General features: G+C 39.8%; 9 protein-coding genes. All 9 read right to left on the reverse strand.

Annotation, left to right across the window (positions count from 1 at the left end; all coding sequences use genetic code 11):
• Window positions 1–69: 69 nt before the first annotated feature.
• Window positions 70–2,715: a DUF2339 domain-containing protein gene (locus H5157_RS17130; RefSeq protein WP_182725138.1), complete on the reverse strand. Its 2,646-nt coding sequence runs from the start codon at window positions 2,713–2,715 to the stop codon at window positions 70–72.
• A gap of 126 nt (window positions 2,716–2,841) precedes the next feature.
• On the reverse strand, window positions 2,842–4,203 hold the full coding sequence (locus H5157_RS17135) for a hypothetical protein (RefSeq protein WP_024597652.1): 1,362 nt from the start codon (window positions 4,201–4,203) through the stop codon (window positions 2,842–2,844).
• Window positions 4,204–4,366: 163 nt separating this feature from the next.
• Complete coding sequence (locus H5157_RS17140; protein WP_182725139.1) at window positions 4,367–5,272, reverse strand: GGDEF domain-containing protein; 906 nt, start codon at window positions 5,270–5,272, stop codon at window positions 4,367–4,369.
• 98 nt (window positions 5,273–5,370) lie between these two features.
• Window positions 5,371–5,955 carry a YqaA family protein gene (locus H5157_RS17145; protein WP_024600650.1) on the reverse strand — a complete coding sequence of 195 codons (585 nt, stop codon included), beginning with the start codon at window positions 5,953–5,955 and terminating at the stop codon, window positions 5,371–5,373.
• A gap of 128 nt (window positions 5,956–6,083) precedes the next feature.
• A complete protein-coding gene (locus H5157_RS17150; RefSeq protein ID WP_182725140.1) occupies window positions 6,084–6,662 on the reverse strand; it encodes an OmpA family protein in 579 nt (192 codons plus the stop codon).
• A 1-nt stretch (window position 6,663) separates the two neighbouring features.
• Complete coding sequence (locus tag H5157_RS17155) at window positions 6,664–7,965, reverse strand: TolC family outer membrane protein (RefSeq protein WP_182715575.1); 1,302 nt, start codon at window positions 7,963–7,965, stop codon at window positions 6,664–6,666.
• Between the two features lie 14 nt (window positions 7,966–7,979).
• Window positions 7,980–9,287 (reverse strand): HlyD family type I secretion periplasmic adaptor subunit, encoded by a 1,308-nt coding sequence (locus tag H5157_RS17160; protein ID WP_182725141.1) that lies wholly within the window; start codon window positions 9,285–9,287, stop codon window positions 7,980–7,982.
• Window positions 9,280–11,403, reverse strand: a complete 2,124-nt coding sequence (locus H5157_RS17165; protein ID WP_182725142.1) for an ATP-binding cassette domain-containing protein — start codon at window positions 11,401–11,403, stop codon at window positions 9,280–9,282. The genes H5157_RS17160 and H5157_RS17165 overlap by 8 nt, the downstream gene beginning before the upstream one ends.
• Window positions 11,400–20,426, reverse strand: a 9,027-nt coding sequence (locus H5157_RS17170) for a DUF5801 repeats-in-toxin domain-containing protein (RefSeq protein WP_182725143.1), incomplete at its 5' end; no start/stop codon positions are given. The genes H5157_RS17165 and H5157_RS17170, both read right to left, overlap by 4 nt.

Genomic DNA, 20,426 nt, shown 5'->3' on the forward strand with positions numbered 1-20,426 from the left:
TCAAGTAATAGCGTAAAACAAAAAGCCTAGTATCTTCACTGGGCTTTGCTTTATAAAGTGTTCATAAAGTTAAACTTGATTTACTCGACTTCTAAGCTTTTGGAACAACCAACTTAACCCCACCAACGAAAGCCCTAATCCAATAAACGAAAGCGCTTTAAGTAAGCCCTCCAAGTTAGCCATATCAATTAAAAACACTTTAACAATAACGGCAGCTAGTATGCCTAGGCCTACTTTTTGTATTAATAATTGATTTTTTAAATGACCAAAAATAACAGTACCCGCCCCCAATACTAACCAAATAACAGAGTAACTATAAAGCTCTGCATTGCTTGCGCCTTTTGATAAGTAAATGTAAGGACCTTGCCAGTACTGACGAATAAAGCTGTTTATTGCCAATAATATAAAGCCACCCGCAACGGCCAATATAAATGGCGTAGCTTTAGCATTTATTGGTTTTACAAGCTTGGCCAGCCAAAGCGTTAATCCTGCAGGAACTAACCACAATAGTAATAACCAGTTAAATATTGGCAGCTCACCTATGTAAAGTGATTCAAATAATGGGTTATCGTCAAGTAGTGTTTTAATAGCAAAAAGCCCTGCTAACCCCGCAAGTGCAAAACCCGCCACTTTATATAACTTAGCTAAAGTACCGGCAAGTTTTGCTCTGTGTAAATACACACCCCCTAATGCCAGCCAGTTACAGGTAAGGAGTATTTGTTCGTAAAAGTTAAGTGAATCAAATTGCGGATAATGCCCTACTAACTGATAACTTGTTTCGGTAGTAATAAAAAGCGCTAAACAATGAAGAGCTGCACCTTCGAGCCATATTTTAAGTTTTGATGAGTCAAAGCACTTAGCTGCGGCAAAAAATAACGCAATACATAACGGATAAACTACAATACTCCAATGCAAACCAAATACCGTAAGTGTATCGTAACTTGGTGTCCAAGGCACAAGCGTTAAGCGCAGTAATAACGCAGCAACTAAGGCTTTTATAGGCCAATGCGGCATAGGCACGTTATAGCGTTTTATAAGTACGCTTATAAGTAATACTTGTACAGCCAGTGCAATGGTTAGGCCGCTGTCACTTAATAGCATGGTAACTGCTAACGTAATATTGGCATTAGCCCCTACCCAATAAGTAAAACGCTGAAATAGCGTTGTATTATGCTGCGCGAGCTTTATTAAAATAGCCGCCACTACAAACAATGCAACGGCCCAAAGTGGATATGCAGTACTTAACGCAGAATTAGGAATAAGCGTATATAAAGTCGCTATCATTACAAATACACTAAATGTCCCCGTAATATGAAACGCTAAACGCTTAATCTGTTTTTTACCGTAATAGAGCCCAAAAGCGGTAAGTAACAATCCGAGTAATAAACCCAAACCGTATTCATTTTTGAATATAAAGAGTGCGTCATCAAATAGGTTTGGCGAAAGATGCGTGCGCTGAGCGCCTAACACTAATAGCGTTGAAATAACTAACGCTACGCCCTGCCAAATATCCCAGCGGCTATTTTTAAGGACTAAAAACAACACCAATACAATACTTAACACGCCGATTGCTTGCCACTGCATATCAAAGTGACTGATCAACATAGTAGATATTAAGGGCGCTATAAAAGCGAGTAGTAATGCATGATCTGGAAGCACTTTAAGTAAACGTTTTAAACTGTGCGGGCGATGTTCAATAACATTTAGTTTTAGACCTAAGCGCGGTATAGCAATTAACCCTACAATACTAAGTAAAGCAAATGCCCCCATTAACCAAACGGTATTAACTTTAAGTAGCGTAAAACCAACTAAATACCAGCCAATGTGCCCAACCCATAGTAAATACCATAGCCAAATACGTTGTACTTTATGTGCAACTAACGCAGCCGACAAACTTACAAAGCCAATATACATTAACAGCGCAAATAAGTTACCACTGCCAGTGCTAACCCATATTGGTACGCTGTAAGCGCCAATAATACCAAGCACGGCCAATAGCGGGCCTAACCTAAGCGCCATCGCGCTTGCACTAATTGCTATAATAGCTAACGCAAAAAATGCCACGGTAGGGCTCAGCATGTCGTAACTGCTGTAAGCTAAAAGCGTTAAAGCAAAACAGGTAATAAACCCGCCGCTTGCAAGCGCTGCGGGTATGTAATTATTAAAGCCTTCAAATACAATGCGTTTATGGTGTAAATAAGCTGCGGCTGCAATTAGGCCAAGCCCAAATAAGCCGCCTAAACTCAACCTCATTACAGGCGATAATAATCCCGCTTCTAGGCTGTATTTAGCTAAAAAGATGCCCCCAAACGCAAGCGCTATTGCGCCTATCCAGGTCATCCAGTTCTCTTCAAACCCTGCGCGCAATTTATTAAATAGTAATTCTATGGCTGATGCTTCAGCTGGTTTGGCTTTTTTAGGAGGTGCTGATAGCTGATTTATTACAGGTGGCGACGCGTTTTGGGACGTTAAGCTTGGCTGTGCTTTATGAGCAATTGGCTCTGTTATTGAAATCGCTGCCTGAGCCGTAGATGCTTCACTTTGAGGTTCACTTTGCGATATCGATTTATGTGTTTGTAGATGTGTTATTTTGGCCCTTAAAACAGCAACTTCTTGTTTTAATGCATTTAACTGCACTAGCGCTATTAAGCCGCAAATAGCACCGGCAACCACAACCAGTATTACTATGACGGCTAACCCAACTAAATCATCCATGGCACACTCTTATTAATAATTATGCCCTGAGTGTACCTAATTATTAATGAGTAGGTAAATTTTGTTCAATAAAAAAGCCTAAGTACTTAAAGTGCTTAGGCTTTATGCTACTTAATATGTTTAGGTTTATTCAACACTATCGGTAATAGTGCGCTCTAGGGTCATCTTATAACCAGAGCTTGTTGTTTCATCATGCTCTAAAATCAATATGTAGTTACCCTCTTGTGTAAAGTCCATATCGCTTTGTTGAATAAGCACAATTTGCTGGCCGTTGTCTTCGTAAACAACATAAACCGTGTAAATTTCGTTATCTACAACCTGCTCTTCTTGGTCATACTTATCTAGGCCATCGACTACGTTACTAGTGTCGTCTACCGTTTCGCCGTTAAGTGTAAAGTACACATCTACATCTGAAACCGACTGCCCTGCGTAGCTTTCAATTAGGTTTACAACCGATACCGTATGGCTGTAACTGCTTGGTGTTAGATTTTCTTCAACGCTCATCATACGTAAACCGTTATCTGCGTCGTTATAAAAAATACCCACCGCACTTTGCTCGCGCTCTAGCGTCATTAAAAAGTTATCAGCTAGTTTTGTACCTTCTTCGTCGTACATCGCTACGCTGTAACTATTAGGCGAAAGTTCAACATAATCGGTATAAGAGTCACTAGCGACTGTATTTGTTGTGTTTACAGTTGTACCGCGTGTAGCAGAAAAGCTTACTGGCGAGTAGTCATCAACGGTATTTATAAAACGTAATTGCCCCAGAGCAGATTGGTGTTTAAGCTCAGTAACGTAGTTATTATCGGTTACTACATCAAGCGTAATGCCGCCTTCTTCTGTTGCATAACTTGGGCGGATCATTGCTACATAACTTGCTTCATCGTATAAATAAACAGATGACGACTCGTACACAACATCACTGCTGCCCGCTTCTGTTATGTAAATAGTGTAATAACCTTCATCAACGCTTTGCAGATCTAACTCACTTAAATATTGAGCTGATGAGAAAAGTGTCGCGCTTTCAAATACGCCATCATCAGTTGCTAAGTAAATATCGTAGTTAGTGTCCTCTCCTGCAATATTATAAAACCCTAAGTTAAACTCACCCGTATCGCTTGTAATAGGTACGCTAAGCTCTGTAAATGTAGGTTCATCAAAGTTACCACTCATTACTATTAACTGTGTTTTGTCACCCTTAATAGAAATTTCTTGATCGCTAATTGTTATATAGCTGTCGTTAGCATCTAGGTACTCAAAACTTACATCATAAGTGTCTGTGCTGTAGTTATGGCGAGTAGTTACATCAGCAAAATCAGCGCCTGAGCGCTCTGTTTCTTCAACAAACAAACGTGTGTATGGGCTATTGTAAGAGCCGTTATACAATTGGATGTAACCTGTAGAGCTTGAGCTATCGTCAGAGCCGCAGCCCGACAAAATAGTAATTAGACTTAAGGGTAATGCAGCTTTTAAAAGGGAGTTAGTCATTAAGGTTATTCCTTATTATTAATATCCCCATTATGACCCAAACATTATATTTTAATTTCATGATTTACAAAGCATTACCCTCACTGACACTTCCTTACGAAAACGTTAAAAAGTGTAGTAAATGTGCAAACAATAAGGACGTGTTTTTATATAATTAAAACGCTTATGGGGCAATTTCAAAACGATCTCGGCCACTCTTCTTAGCTAAATATAAAGCTTGATCAGCGCGCTTCATTACTTTATCTAAAGGCTCATTAGGCGTTTGCATTGCAACACCTATACTTACTGTTAAGTGACGAGAGTTTTGAATATTTATGGTGTGCGCAAGGTCAATTAATTGCTGCGAAAAATCACACGCTTGCGTCATATTATTTGTAGGCAAGTAGCCACCAAATTCTTCACCACCGAGGCGAGCAAATTTATTTTGGTGCGTAAAAGCATTGTCGTATTTAGTTGCTAGTTCTTTAAGCATTACATCACCAACATCATGACCAAACTCATCATTGATTGCTTTAAAGTGGTCTATATCGATAATTAAAATAACGTAAAGTGAGTGCTGAGCATCTTTAGCGTGCTGATAAAAATAACGTCTATTATGTACCTTGGTTAAATCGTCAATAATGAGCTCACGCGCTAATCGGTTACTAATACTTTGTACAAAGCGCATAGTTTTAAATAAACCATAGGAAGTTAAAAGCATGCCGCTGGTTCTGCATAAGTCCTCAAAATAAATACTTATCCAATAAGGTTGCACAACTAACTCATCAAGCACGTCTGCCGTGGTGCCAATACTCCATAGTAATAAACCAAAGCTAGAAAAAATATATGCTTTTTTAGATAGATCAGAGCATTGAACCATCCAAAACAGAAATATAATGACAGTTAAATTAATAAAATCGGTAGTAAAACCGTACACATTGTTTTGAACTTGTAAGGGAGGAAAGCTAGTTAGGGAGTAGGCTGAAAAAATAGCAATATAGATCAATAAAGCTAAACTTAAAACTTTATTGATCAAAGGCATTTTATAAAAGTTAGAAAGTTTAACGGTAAGTTTTACTGTTTCAATCATATTAATTGCTAGGTTTTTCAGTACTTCATTTTAAAACTATAGCACAATAATAAAAACCATCACGAAGATGAAAACCGTAATCCCCCTCAAATTTAAACTTAAACTACGGTACTAAGTCCCCACAATCCCAACACTAAAATAGTAATGCCAATCATCGCTTTAGTTTTATGTTTACTAATGATTCGCTCAGCTTCATTACCTGCATAATAAACAATAATAGCCAGACCAAAGTAACGAATAGAACGCGCGATACCCGAAGCCAATAAAAATAGCCAAATAGAATACTTAGTCGCGCCTGCTGCAAGCATCGCTATTTGAAACGGAATTGGCACAATGCCAAGCGTTATAACAAACCAAAAACCTTGATCTTGCATTTGCTGCTTAACGTTTTCAAATTGCTCAGGGCTCGAAAACGTATTAATAATCCAATCACCAACCGCATCAAATAAATAATAACCCAACGCATAACCAAACAATGCACCCACTATGCAACCTAAAGTCGCCATTAAGGCGATAAGCCATAGCTTTTCTCGACGAGCTTGCATTAGCGGTACTAATACAGCCTCAAGTGGAATAGGCACTATGGTTGACTCTAAAAACGACGCCACTGTAATACCGCTAAGCATATGCTTAGAGTCAATAAAATTACGCGTTTTTTCTTTTAGCTTTTTTTGAATTGCCATATAATTTTCCTTTTATAGTGCCAAAAATAAAGTGTTTAGTTTATTTTGGCACATCCACGTTAATATAAACTTAAGCAATAAAAAAGCCCGTATAAAACGGGCCTTTTAAACTGTATTTATATAATTATTTAAAAACCGGCATTATATAAATCAAATTGCTTTTCTAGTTCAACAGAACTCTCTCCATCAACTAACGCTATAACTCGTGTTTTTCTGCCAGCTAATACTTTAGGAATATCTTTTGAATCAATAAATGTTTGCTCAGTTATTTCTATATTTTTAACACCTTGCGCTAACAAAGCCGTTTTAACTGTTTCAACTCGTTTTAAAGCAAGCTTACGGTTATATTCTAATGACCCTTCTAAGCTAGTATCACCAATTAATAAAATAGTAATACCTGGCACATCAACAACACTATTAGCAAAACTTACTACTTTTGCTTTTGCATCATCCGTTAGCGTCGATTTATCGTAACCAAATTCAATAACAACGTTTCTTGATGTCGTTATTTTTTGCTCTTTAGGGCAACCATCATTATTTGTTTTGGCTCTTATCGGTGTTTCAGCACACTTGTCTCTTGCGTTAATAACACCGTCACGGTCTTGGTCAAATAAATCTTTTGATTGAACTTGATACTCATATTTTTTTGCATCGCTAGCACAGCCAGACAGTAATAATGCAAGACTTAAAAACATAATGCTTTTCATATTATCTATCTCCTAGTAGCCATGCTTCAGGTTTATCAACCCTAAGAGCTCTAACTAAACGCCCTGTTGCATTTACAAGCCTAAAGCTTGCTTTGCGTTGATCATAAGCCGATTCAATATAGTTACGACGCGCTGTAAACAACTCAATTTGCGAATCAAGTACATCTAATAACGAACGACGACCTAATGAAAATTGGCGTTCATACCCTTTTTGAGCAACTTCAGCATAGCCAACATTTTCTTCGTAAAAGCCTTTTTGCTCAGCTAAAAACATGTTTGCATTCCATGCAAAGGTTGTCGCTTCTTCGACTTGCCGGTGAGTTGTGTCTTTAACTGCTACGGCTTCTTGGTAACGCCATTTTGCCGCTTCGGTATCTGCATTTGTTTTGCCACCGTTGTATAAATCATAACTCATAGAAAGCATTACTCGGCCGTTATCATCACGACCAGGAGAGCCCGAAATATTATCGTTATCAGCTACATCAAACTCTAAACTAACCTTTGGCCAATAACCGCTTTTCTCTCTTTCTATTTGTTTATTTGCAGCTTCTATATCAAAAACAGCAGCCATAATTTCTGGATGTGATTTTTTAGCGACTGCTATAGCATCACCTAAAGTGGCTGGTATATATGTTTCATCCACTTTAGGAATCATTAAATCATCAGGGTACTGACCCACTAAATCATAGTAATTTGCTTTAATATCTTGAAGATTATTTTTAGCAGCTAAAAAGCCAGATTGTGATGTAGCAAGTCTAGACTGAACTTGAGCTACATCGGCATCGCTTGATAAACCACGTTGACGTCGTTGTTCAATATCACTTAATATTTTTTTATGTATGTTGATATTTCGCTCTGACAACTCAACTAACTCAACTGATTTAAGCAAGTCTAAATATACCTGTACAACTTCAAGGCTAATATTCTCTGCAGCAGATATTAAACCCAATTGGTCAGCTTTTGCTTCGTTATCTAGTCTTGCAACTTCAGATGATGTTCTAAAACCATCAAATAACATTTGTGTTATTTTTAAACCTATTTCTCTACGATTTAATTCGCTATCAAGTTCTCGGCCTGATTTATAGTTTACGCGCTCGTATCCATATCCTGCATATAAACGAACTTGTGGTAAATACTCACTAAACGCACTGCGTTTATCGCGGTATTTTGCTTCAAAGCTCGCATATTTCTGCATTAATCTCGGATTAGTGTTTAATGTTTCAGCTACAGATTGCTCAAGCGTTAACGCATTCGATAACCCTGGGGCTAAGGCTAAAACAGAGAGTAGTCCTAATTTACGCATTTAATATTCCTATATTATGGTTCACGCATTGCATTGGCTTTTGCTCTAAGCAAAGGTTTTAGCCAATAATCTAAAACAGTTTTTTTCCCAGTAATAACATCTACTTGCGTTTGCATCCCTGGGATTATTGCTTGCTCTGCTATTTGGCTTATTGTTGTTTTAATATAAGCCTGATAATAAGCAGTTCCATCTTCTAAATACTGAGCATCTGCACCGATATAAGTAACTTCACCTTCAAGTCCACCGTATATTACAAAGTCATAAGCAGTAAACTTAACTTTAGCAGCCATGCCCACTCTAATAAAACCGATATCTTTTGGTTGAATTTTAGTATCAATTAAAAGCAAATCGTTTTGAGGGACAATTTCCATCATCACCTCGCCGGGGTCAATTACACTGCCAATAGAGCGTGATACAATATTTTTTACCGTACCCCGTACTGGCGATCTAACTTGTGCTTTTATAAGTCTATCTTCGAGTGATTTGCTACTTTGTTGAATTTTAGCAAGCTCGTTACTCACTTCATCTAACTGATTTTGTGTATCCGCTAAATAATCAAATACTATCGCTTTTCGCTCTTCTATTACCTGACTTTTTGCCGCTTTTAATTGCTGTAATAACGCATTGGCTTGGTTTAATTCACCTTGCATGCCAATTTCGTCTCGTTGCAATTTAACCAACTCCATTTCGGCAACAGCACCCGCATCTACAGCACCTTGAGTTAACAGTACTTCCCGTGTTGTGAGCTTTAGCCTTTGCTTAAGCGCAGATATATTTGCACGTTGCTCTACACTGGCTTGCTCCTGCTGGAGTAGGTTTTGCGTGCGCTGCTGTAGCTGAGACTCAAGCTGTGTAAGTCTTGAAGTATACGTATTGTATGCCTGCTTATACACATCTACAGCAATATCTTTTCTAGGTATTTCTAAGCGTTCTATATTAGCGCCAAAACTGCTTTCTTCACTCAAGGTAACACTATTCAATTCAGTTACTAGACGGTTTCGTCTTGCTAATAACGAACCTTTTTCTTGACTAGATTCAGCATAAGCAGCAGCAAATCGGGTTTCATCAATCAGTAAAAGCGGATCACCCACCTCTACAATTTGCCCTTCACGTACTAAAACTTCTTTTAAAATACCGCCATCAAGGTTTTCAATAGTTTGAACACGTTGTACTGGTATAACAGCACCTTGACCTACAACAACTTCTTCTAGCTTAGCAAATTTAGCCCACAAAACCACAGCAAAAAGTAATACAAAAACTATAATAACCAATCTTTTAGCTTGTTTTGCAGCTTGTAGCTGCCCCATATATAAATCAGCCATTGGTTGAAGAACTCCCAGTCTCTGTATTCACCCTTGTCACTTTTTTACTTACTAGTTTTACACCACCATGCACTTTATTACTAAATAATGAGCTTGGTGTTTCTATACTTTTTAAGCGACCGTGGTCGAGCACAAATATTCTGTCGCATATAGTCAGCATATCTTTACGATGACTCGAAATAACCACCGTTTCAGTGCGATCCTGAAGGGTTTTAATGAGGAGTTTTTCGTGGCCTGCATCCATAGCCGACGAAGGTTCATCTAAAATAAGTAATGCGTTATCGTCTTTTAATAAAGCACGCGCAATACATACAGCTTGACGTTGTCCGCCCGATAAAAACCGACCAAACTCGCCAACCTGTGTTTCCAGCCCCGACTCCAACCGGTCAATAAAACGACTTACGCCAGATTTAACTAATGCATTGGTTAAGTTTGTTGGGGTTATATTTTGTGCGCCTAGAGTGATGTTTTCAAGCACTGTGCCATAAAACAAGCTTGGGCTTTGTGCTACCCAACCACTTTGCTTGCGTAGCGCACTTAACGACCAGTGCCTTATATCTATGTCGTCAATTAAAAGCTGACCTGATGTAGCTCTGTACTGCCCAGCAATAATTGCAAGCAAGGTAGACTTACCAGAGCCTGCACGGCCATATAAACCTATTTTTTCGCCCTGCTTAATTTCAAAGTTAATACTGTGCACTGCCTCAAGTTCTTGCTCATGGTACTGAAAGCTCAAATGGCGGGCTGTAATATTGCCATTTACAGGCGCATTAATCGTGTTTTCGCCACTTTTTTGTTCTTGCTCAAGCGCCATTATATTTTTAACCGACTCAATGGCTGTTTGTGTTTGTTTATATTTTAAAACAAGCCCAGCTAAAGCAGAAATAGAACCCGATGCGCGCCCACTCAGCATAACAATAGCAATCAGTGCGCCCATACTTATGTCGCCGTTACTAATTAAATAAACACCAAACACAATAAGCGCAATACTGGTAAATTGGCTAAGGCTTGCAACTGTATGCGTAAGTGTTGTGGCGCTATGGCGTGATTTATTTTGCCAATCAACCATTTGTGCGAGTGTTTGTTCAAGCTTTTGTTGCGCGCCTGCTTGGCCGTTCATTTGCTTAAGCTCAACAAGCTGGTTCAGGTTTTCGATTAAATACGCTTGGCGCTGGGTCGATAACTTAGATGCCTGTTCAACACTTTCACTCAGTTTTGCTTGTAATACCGCGCTTGTAATAACAACCAAGGTAAGTACTACAACCGGAATTAAAACAATTAAGCCACCTAGCCAAAAAATAAGCGCTAAAAACAGCAGTGTAAAAGGTAAATCGATTACCGATACAAGCGTTGCTGAGGTTATAAACTCTCGCACGCTGTCAAAGTCTTGCACTTGCTTTGCATAAGCACCTGCAGAGGCTGGGCGCTGCTCAAGGCGCATACCTAGCACTTTAGCGTACAACATACTGCTAATACGTAAATCTATTTGCCTGCCAGCCGCATCGGTTAAATGCCCGCGCGCTTGCTTTAATAACCAATCAAACACAATGGCTATTGTTGCGCCGGTTGCAAGTACCCATAAGGTATCGAGCGCAGCATTAGGCACAACGCGGTCGTATACGTTCATGGTAAACAACGGCACTACTAAAGCTAATAAATTAACGGTTAGCGAGGCGAGTAACAACGAATTATAAAATGGTTTAACCTGATCCCATGCAGGCTTTAGCCAACTAGGAATACGAGTATGCAGTTTTTCTGAGCGTTCATCAGTTACATTATCGTGCGACAAGTACCAAATAAGCTCTTTATCAATATCACTTAATTGCTTAGATTTTGCTTCATCAAGTGAGCTAAACGTACTTTTACCATCGTTTTCAAAAAACCAAAAGTAGCCTTCTTTATCAAGCACCAAAGCAGGATAAGCATAATGCTTTGGCGTAGTTTGCTGCTGCGCACTCACATTAATATTACTTAATGCTTGCTCTAAATGATGCGCCGAAAACTCATTACTTGGCAAACCAAGTAATAAGTTTTCGCTTTGATGGCGTAAATGCAAGGCATCGGCAATATGCTTACCGAGTGCCAGTATTTGCTCTCGGTTTAGGATTAGCTTCATACGTTTTGATCGCCGCTGGTCATACTTGCAATCGTCTCTTCATGTGCATTGTTACCACTACCAGACATATCGCTATAATCTGGCTCGCTGTCGCCGCTCGCACTTGCGGTACGCGCTGAGCTAGTTGTAGCCGAATCAGAAATAGTTACATTTACTACCTCAGGCGAAGCCTCTTGTGTTTCACCGTTAAGTGTTGAAAATGCAGTTAACGTTAAGTCAAAACTATCGCCAGCATCCGCATTTACAATCTCAAGGGTTTCAATATCAGTAATATCAACAGTCCATGTATCACCTACCTTTTCACCAAGGTTAAAGTTGTAACCATTAGGTAATCCGGTAATTTCAACATAACCAGTTTCATCTGCTGCTGGGTTTTGTAAATCAACATCAAGGTTAAGTGCAATATTATTAGTTGAATTACTGGTTACATCCTCAGCATTTGTCCATAACGGCGCGTCTGCTTGTGGTTCTAACTCTACAATAAAGCCTGACGTTTCAGGTGTGCCAGTTACAGTAACGGTTTCACCATTAATAACTGCGCTATCCATAGTCGCTACCTCAACGCTCATATTAAATGTGCCAAACGCAAGGCCACCGGCGTTAAAGTCAAAGTTTTCTATACCACTGCCTTCTTCGCTTATTACGGTAGCAATGTAGTTATTACCCTCTTGTACAAAGTTAACTTTAGTACCATCAGCAAGCTCTATATAGCCATTTTCTAGCTCAGCTAATGCCGATGAGTCAGAAGTATCACCATTAATAATAACTTTAAGTTGCACTTGCTCAGTGCCATCGGCCTCAGTGCTAAAGGCAGCAAGATCAATAGTTACGTTGCTATCTTCGTCACCTGAATAGTTATCTTCTGGTTTTTGACTAAAATCAAGCGTGTCTGCTACAGGGTTAACACTCACGTTAAAGCTTTGTGATTGCTGTAATAACTCGCCCTGTGTACCATCTTGGCTAATTCCATTTAAACTTAGTGTTATGTCTCCACTAAAATCAAGAGGAGGAAGTAATACAATATTATCTGCATTCCCTTCAAGTAAGCTTCGAGGAATAGTCCAGCTCGTTGTGCCATTTTCTGAGCCGTCATCACCATTATTAATTATTTGTAGCTCTTCACCTGTTACCGCATCAATAAGAGTGGCACCTTTTGGTACACCGCTAATTGTAAAATAGGTAGTTTCGGAGTCATCTAGCGAAGTAGCCGCTAATCCCGTAAGTATAATTTCGCTGTCTTCATCGCCAGTAACGCTATTAGCAGTAAGCATAACACCGTCTGTTACAGGTGTTACATTTACTGTAATTGTTTGGTTAATAGTAGAGCTCGCTTTTACTTCACCTGTCGAAAGCGTAGCTCTATCTACTACTGTAGCGCTAATATTAATATCAAAATCACCCTTGGCATTTTCAGGAGGGTTAATCCCAACACCGGCTAAATCATCGTCAAATGTACTGCCATTACCTTTGTATAAATAACTGCCATCAGTTTGTAACTCAAAATTATCTGAAGGGTCATATAATGTACCTCCATCTGGTAACTCAATTGTTATTGGCTGAGTAAAATCAATTTCTTCAACACCACCATCTTCAGTATCTGTACTTTCGTCTGTTGAGGTAAACGTAATACCAAGTGATGTATTTGTATTGTCTTCAGTAATCGTTTGCGTTGCAGCAGCAAGGGTGCCACCATCAACTACAGGGTTAATATCCACACTTAATGATTGGGTTATATCTATTTCGCGGTCGCCACTTGGGTCTACGGCAACTATTTTTACTGGAATTTCTAATAAGCCAGAGTAGTCACTGTCGTTACTGTTAATAACCATTGTACTTAGCGAGCTTTCAGGGATTATGTACTCTATACCAGTGTCTGTTTCTACCGCAATTATACCATCGCCCTCAATAGTGAAGCCTTCTGGCAAACTGCTCTGCTCAACATAAATAGTAATTACATCGTTATAGTTATCATCAACATCTTGAGATAAATCTTCACCTAAATTAAAGTCACTTTCCTCAAAAGTAACGCTACCGCCTTCATCAGCCGTAACATTTTCTATTTGTAACGTATTAACTGGCGATGCAGTAGTCGTTTCTCCTTCGCCATCAATATTAAACCGTACTTTAAAGTTTCCGCTAATAAGGGCGCTGTCGTCACCGTCTTTAACGCGTGCATTAACTGTCACATCAACGTCAGAACCAGTAGATGAGTTAGCTTCAATAATTACGTTATTAAGCAAATCGTTTATGCTGTCTTTAGCGGCGTCACTTGTACCAGCGCCTATAGGAATAACCCAGCGACCAGTCCCATCTGGCGAGGCTATGTTTTCACCATCTTGCATGTAAATAACTTTTAATGAGGAGTTTTTTGGCAAGATAATTTCGATATATGTTATATGCTCAGAACCATCAATATCCTCTTCAATGAATGATGCAACGCCAGTTAAATTAATTTGACGCTCATTAGCACTTCCTTCATTAGTAATGGTTTCATCTGTGGTTTCGATACGAGTAACAGCGCCGTCAGCCTCAATGCTTGGGGCTACATCTACTTTGCCATTAACAGTTACCGTAATATTTGCACTTATATCACTTGATACAGCAGCAGAAGTATCTTGTACGGTGTAAGTTATCTCAACACTAAGCTCGCCTGAGTAATCTTCATCAGGTTTGAGTGTAACACTATCTGTATTTAAGTAGTCGGTAACATCTATTCCACTACCAACAGCTGTTTCAACACCGTTTATGTAAAGCGTTGTACCATCTGGAATACTATTAATAATCGCTTTTGTAATACTTTCAGAACCATCTACATCTGAGAGGTCGGGATTTAATTTAAGTGAGATTTGGCTGTCTTCATTGCCAACAACATTTGTATTTAAGTTAGTGGAGTCAATAACCGGCGTAAATGTAACACTTGCCTTAATTTCCGTGTCTTTTGTGTTAAATTCACCTGTATCTGGCTCAGTAGTCACCACTGTAATATTAAAGTCAACGTTACCGCTAAAATCGGCACTTGGTTTTAATGCATAATTACCAGACTCGCTGGCTAACAAGCTGTACTTAGGGTTGCCATTAGCGCCAATACCTACAACAGGTAAATTAGCAGGCTCTCCCGTTATTGCATTTACAAGCGTTACACCATCGGGTAATTCTGAAATTACTAAACTAACGGTTTCTGAGCCATCGGTGTCTTCACTTTCGAATAAAAAGTCGAGCGTGAGTAATTCATCTTCTACACCGGTGGTATTTTCTAAAGTAAGCCCTGAGTCGTCATATACCCAGTCATTATTGCTTGTTAATACGGGTGAATCTGCAACACCCACTACTTTAAAGGTAAATTCTTTTACGCCGGTTTCTGCACTATCAACAACATTACCATCTACAACTTCTTCACTAATTGCGTTTACTTTAAGTGCAATTTTTTCTTGCGCTAAATGCTCAGGTAACTTAAGCGTATAATTTGCTAAGTCAGTGTCAAAAATAGTGTAAACACCATTAACTGGGGTTACTTCATCTCCATTACCATCTAATAATGTAACAACTTGCTCATCACCATTAGCATCTATAAATGTTGGTATTTCTATTTCGTACTTGAGGCGCTCAGAACCATCTGTATCAACGAGCTGTCCGTTTATTAGGTCACTCAGTTGAGGGTTTGAATCTTCGTTAATTATATCAACGCGCACAGCTAGTTTTGGCGCGTCGGCTACTGGATTAATCGTTACTGTAACCGTTTGTTTGTCAGCTGTTGCTGTGTTGTTATTGTCTTTTTCTGTACTTGTTGCTTGAATATCAAACGTATATTCGCCAGTTGAATGTAATTTGTTACTAACCGTTAATTTGTTAAGTTCACTTTGTGTGAGTATTGCGCCTTCGGTTATTGTTCTGCCACCAATTTTAAGTACTAAGTTTTCATCTAAACCTGAAATTACATAAGTCAATTTCTCAGAGCCATCAGTATCAGTTAATGCTGCACTAATAATGAGGTTTTCAGGTGAGTCTTCATCTAGGGTGTATTGGTAAGCATTACCTGTATCCCACTCTGGGGTATCGGCTACTGATTCAACTGAAATGGTAGTCGAATCGTTTAATTCTCGAGGTGTTCCACCATTTTTAATGGTTATTGTGGTTTCAACTTTAAATTCAACCGTATTAGAAAAGTCGGAGCTGTTTTCTGCTGGTTGATAAGTTAAATTAGCAACTGTCACTGTACCATCAGCGTTAGTAGCTAATGCAGCGCCTGTAAATACATAATAGCCATCCACAATTGTAACATCGGCATTGTCTGTAGCTAAGTTACCATTAAGGTAAAGCTCTCCGCCTTGTAAAGACGCCAACTCAATTTTTATTTCACTGACTGTCTCTTCTTGGTCAGAAATATCACCTCTGTCAATGGTAATGGTTACTTCACTACGTGCATTGTTAGCGTTATCGCTACCGTCAATGGCATCTTCGTTAATGTCCGTTGCAGTAACGGTTAACTCACCTTTGTAATCACTTATTGTTAAATCAATACTTCCTGTTGCGGTATCACCATCGTTGTCGATAACAGTATAGCTAATTGAGTCTGTAAAATCTTCGTCAGCGCTTTGAGCAAACTCGTCAGTTGTAATCACTACTTTACCGCTTTCGTATACTCTTAATGTGCCAGACGTATCACTGTCACCCTCACCTTTAAAGGCAACTTCTTTATAGTTACCGGTTGAATCAGAGCCTGAGTCAAACGCAGTGTACGTTGTACCACCATAAATAAATGAAGCTAATTTAGCACCATCTGCACCTGGGTTATTGGTGTTACCAACAAAGTTACTGCTATTAATATCAAGCAGTTCGAGTGTTTTACCGCCGCCCTCAACAAGGTTAACAGCGACAGGTGTGTTATCTACTGTTGGTGTATCATCAGTTACTGTAATAGTCACTGCTGCGTTATTAGTATCGCCATCAGCATCAACAGCAGTTACATCAAAACTGATATCTTGCGTATTTGTTCCGTCAGCATCAGGGTGTTTAATTGCTGTAAATTGCTCGTAAGTGTAAGAGCCATCAGGATTAAATTTAACGCGTAAAACATCTTCGCCATTTGCTGTAGCGATATACCAGCCATCAGCGTTTTTATCGCTTAATGTAATCGCATTATTTCCATCTGCAGTAACGTAACTTCCGTCGTTAAAGGTTGTTATAAAGTTATCTGCAAGCTTAATTTCTACAACTTCATCAGAGCCTTGCGTTACTATAATTTGCCCCGTAGTTGTAATTGAGTCATTATTTCTAAGGTTAGTCTCATCAACACTTGCAGCTGAGTCAGCTATTGCAGGGTCTTGACCGTCGTTTAATGTCACCGTAACATTACTTGTAACTTGTGAACCATCGGTATCTTCTGTGTACACTGGAATCACTATTTGCGGTGCATTTGTGGTATCACCTGTGTGATCTATTGCACCTGAAATTTCGAATGAAATAGCATAGGTGGCAGAGGTTTGTGCATCAACATTCACATCTGGTAAAGTGATTTTAAAGACCTCGGTTGAAGTGCCTTCTAAAATACCTTGTGCGGTACCGTCGCTATTAACTTGCCAAACAATATTTGTGGTGACAGCATTACCGTTCTCATCGAGCGTAGTTTGCGTTAGCTGATTACCATTACTATCAAGCACCGCTGCCCCATCAGTAATACTAACTTGCATGTCCACTACATCATCAAGACCTGCTGTTACTGTAAATGAGGTATCAGTATCAGTATTTGCTTGGCCATCTCCATCTTCGTTATTGTCAGCCACGCTGTTAGGTGTTTCAGATACAGTTAAAGCAATATCATTTTGAGTATGCACTGCGCCATCATTAACGGTAATATTTAACGTTGCTGTATCGTTATCGCCATCAGTGTCTTGCACTTCTACTTGTAGTGGTACGCCTGTTCCGCCTGTATCGTTATCAAATGGGCGATATAATGTAAAATCGTAAGTTAAGTTTTGATTACTCGTGCCATTAATGTCAGGTAAAGTCGCTACAAAAATTGTTTCTGTGCCGTCACCTGTGTTGGCGGTTATTGTACGCCCGTCATCACTTAGTGTGTATACAAGTGCTACACCACCGGCGGTTAGCTCTGGTTGCGAGTCGGTAGAGAAAGTAAGTGATTTTAACGAATCACTGCCTAACGTTGTACTCACGGTACCTTGTTGAGTCACTGAAACAGTGTTAGATGGATCTAAGTCACCTTCGTCAATATTGATTGGTGTTTCTGTACTATCGGAAACCTGAGGAGCTCCTCCATCGTTAACCCGAATAGTTACATTCCCTGCACCACTAATTATAGTGCCATCACTATCTTCACCATTGAGCGAAAGTGCAAAGTTAACACGATTCCCACTAGGGTTATCAATCGGTAAACTCATTACTGTTTGCACGGTGGTTTCTAAATCTTTGCCATTTGCATTTTGGGTTGCGCTTACGCTAAAGCTAATTACTTCGCTGCCATTAGCAGAGCCTGTTATTGTTTTACCGTCAGCACTTAAAACAAAGGTAATAGCTTCACCAGCACTTGTTAAATTAAGTGCGTTTAAGTTTTCGATAGTGTCATTAAAGGTGATTGAATCAGCAACTAGTGCATCAGAGCCCGCCACAACATCAAAAGATTTGTTATTTGTTATAGTAGCGCCATAATCACTTTCTGTATAAGTAGCTGTTTGATTTGTAAAGCTGCCCGCACTGCCATCTTGTACAGTAAATGTGGCTGTACTTGATGAACTACCTACACCGTCGCGATCTTCTATTGTGTATTCAATAGTAAACTGTGGTTCTGGGTCAGAATCTTGGTTATCGATAGCATCAAAGCTCCATGTGCCATCGCTGTTAACCGTTAATGTGCCTTCATCGGTGTCTATTGTTGCAGGTGTACTTGTCGTTACATCATAGTCAGTGCCATTAAATGTTACGCTTGTAACGGTTGGTGCGCCCTCTATTACACTGTCGTTTGTGACTAAGCTACCTGTTGATACTCTACCTGCATCGGTGTCGGCTTCGGTTACTGTAAAGCTGTCGTCACTACTTTGTGGGGCGGAGTCGGTTATAGTAACGGCTGTTGGTACAACTACTAGTTCGGTTGTGCCATCGGCATCTTTTTGTAGTGCGTCTACAAAAATATCAGTAAGTAAACTCTCACTTTCGTGGTCAATTGGTGCATGTAGCGTGGTAGTAAGTTCACCACCCGCAAGCGCAACACTTAACACTAGGTTACCTTGCGAGTCTTTAACTTCTAACGATAAACCATCAGTTGCTAATGCAACAGTTACAGCTTCACCATTTACTTTTAAACCCTCAAGACCTGATTGCTCAGAGCTGATTGTAAGCACTGCGTTATCTATTTCTATGCTGCTTTTAGCCGAACTTGTTCCGCCATTACCTGTATTACTTTCATTAAGTGTTTGGCTATCAAGCGCATCAAGTATTGGTGTGCTATCTTCTGCTGTATTACCTGCAGAGTCTGTAACAGCCGCCGTAATAGTCCACTTCTGTGAACCATCGAGCGCAGACACATCAATACCGTCAACGCTCCAAGCGCCATCTGTCACATTGGCAGTTACTACTTCACTGTTGGTACCATCAAAAATAGTAAGCGTTACAGTAGAGGTATTTTCAGCATCGGTTGTACCGCTCAGCGTGGCTACTTGACCAGTTTTAAATGCTCTACTGTTAATGCCGTTATCGCCGGTATCAATATCAATATTAATGGTGGCGTCTTTGGTGAAGGTGGTTGAGTTTGTGGCTAAATTACCCTCAACGTCTAATGCGCTAACGCTAGCTTTAATTTCACCATCGGCAAGACCTGAAATATCTGCTGCATCAACTTGCCATTGTCCATCTGCGTCAATAACGACGTTTTCAACTGTAACTTTTTTACCGTCTTTATCAGTAAATACCACGGTGGCTGTTTGATTTGCATCGGCTTCATCAATTACACCGCTTACTACTACATTACTTTGCTCATCACTATTAACTACGTCATCGCCCGCTGCCATTGTAATGGTAGTAGCTGCTGTTTTATCGTGAATAGCTGTATCGGTATTAGTGGCTGTGTTATCGGCTACATCACTTACGGTGGCCGTGGCGGTTAATTTACCGTCGTTAAGGCCTGATAAGTCTGCACCTGTAATTGTGTAAGCATTATTGGTAACGGTGGCTTCAAAGCTGCGTTCGTTACCGGCTTCATCTTTTACTACAACCGTTACTTTTTGGTCATCTTCAACACCGGTTGTAGTACCTGTAATTTCAACATTGGTGTTTTCGCCATTGCCATTTATTACGTTGTCGTCTGTGTCGTTAATATCGACTGTTACGGTAGCTGTGGTGTCTTTAGTAAAGCTGGTTTTGTTTGTGGCTAAATTGCCTTCAACGTCTAATGCGCTAACGCTAGCTTCAATTTCACCATCAGCAAGTCCAGTTATGTCTGTTGCATCAATAACCCACTCACCGGCTGCGTTAATTAATACGCCAGTAACAACGATGGTATCGTTTTTGCTATCTGTAAAGGTGACTGTAGCGGTTTGGTTTGTATCGGCTTCATCAATTACACCGCTTACGACTACACTACTTTGCTCATCACTATTAACTACGTCATCGCCCGCTGCCATTGTAATGGTAGTAACTGCTGTTTGGTCAATAATTGCGGTATCTTGGCTAGTTGCTGTATTGCCAGCTAAGTCGCTTACTGCCGCTGTGGCTGTAATTTCACCATCGTTAAAGGCTGATAAATCTTCATCTGAAATTGTATACGCTTCACCAGTCACTGTTGCAGTAAAGGTTTTAGTTGTTGCGCCATCGGTTACTGTTACTGTTACCGTACGACCATCCCCTACACCAACCGCTGTGCCTGTAATTGTTACAGCTGAGCTTTCGTTGTTGCCGTTAATAACGTTATCGGCTGTATCTTGTATTTCAACGGTTACATTGGCGTTGGTGTCTTTGGTTAGTGTTTCGGTATTTACCGCTTCATTGCCGGCGTTATCAAATACGCTAACACTTAC

The sequence above is a fragment of the Pseudoalteromonas sp. SG43-3 genome, assembly GCF_014164385.1.
GTDB lineage: Bacteria > Pseudomonadota > Gammaproteobacteria > Enterobacterales > Alteromonadaceae > Pseudoalteromonas > Pseudoalteromonas distincta.

Excerpts from the sequence above, each read along its gene's own strand:
- H5157_RS17130 (WP_182725138.1), bottom strand. The coding sequence starts at position 2,715 with ATGGATGATTTAGTTGGGTTAGCCGTCATAGTAATACTGGTTGTGGTT.
- H5157_RS17135 (WP_024597652.1), bottom strand. The coding sequence starts at position 4,203 with ATGACTAACTCCCTTTTAAAAGCTGCATTACCCTTAAGTCTAATTACT.
- H5157_RS17140 (WP_182725139.1), bottom strand. The coding sequence starts at position 5,272 with ATGATTGAAACAGTAAAACTTACCGTTAAACTTTCTAACTTTTATAAA.
- H5157_RS17145 (WP_024600650.1), bottom strand. The coding sequence starts at position 5,955 with ATGGCAATTCAAAAAAAGCTAAAAGAAAAAACGCGTAATTTTATTGAC.
- H5157_RS17150 (WP_182725140.1), bottom strand. The coding sequence starts at position 6,662 with ATGAAAAGCATTATGTTTTTAAGTCTTGCATTATTACTGTCTGGCTGT.
- H5157_RS17155 (WP_182715575.1), bottom strand. The coding sequence starts at position 7,965 with ATGCGTAAATTAGGACTACTCTCTGTTTTAGCCTTAGCCCCAGGGTTA.
- H5157_RS17160 (WP_182725141.1), bottom strand. The coding sequence starts at position 9,287 with ATGGCTGATTTATATATGGGGCAGCTACAAGCTGCAAAACAAGCTAAA.
- H5157_RS17165 (WP_182725142.1), bottom strand. The coding sequence starts at position 11,403 with ATGAAGCTAATCCTAAACCGAGAGCAAATACTGGCACTCGGTAAGCAT.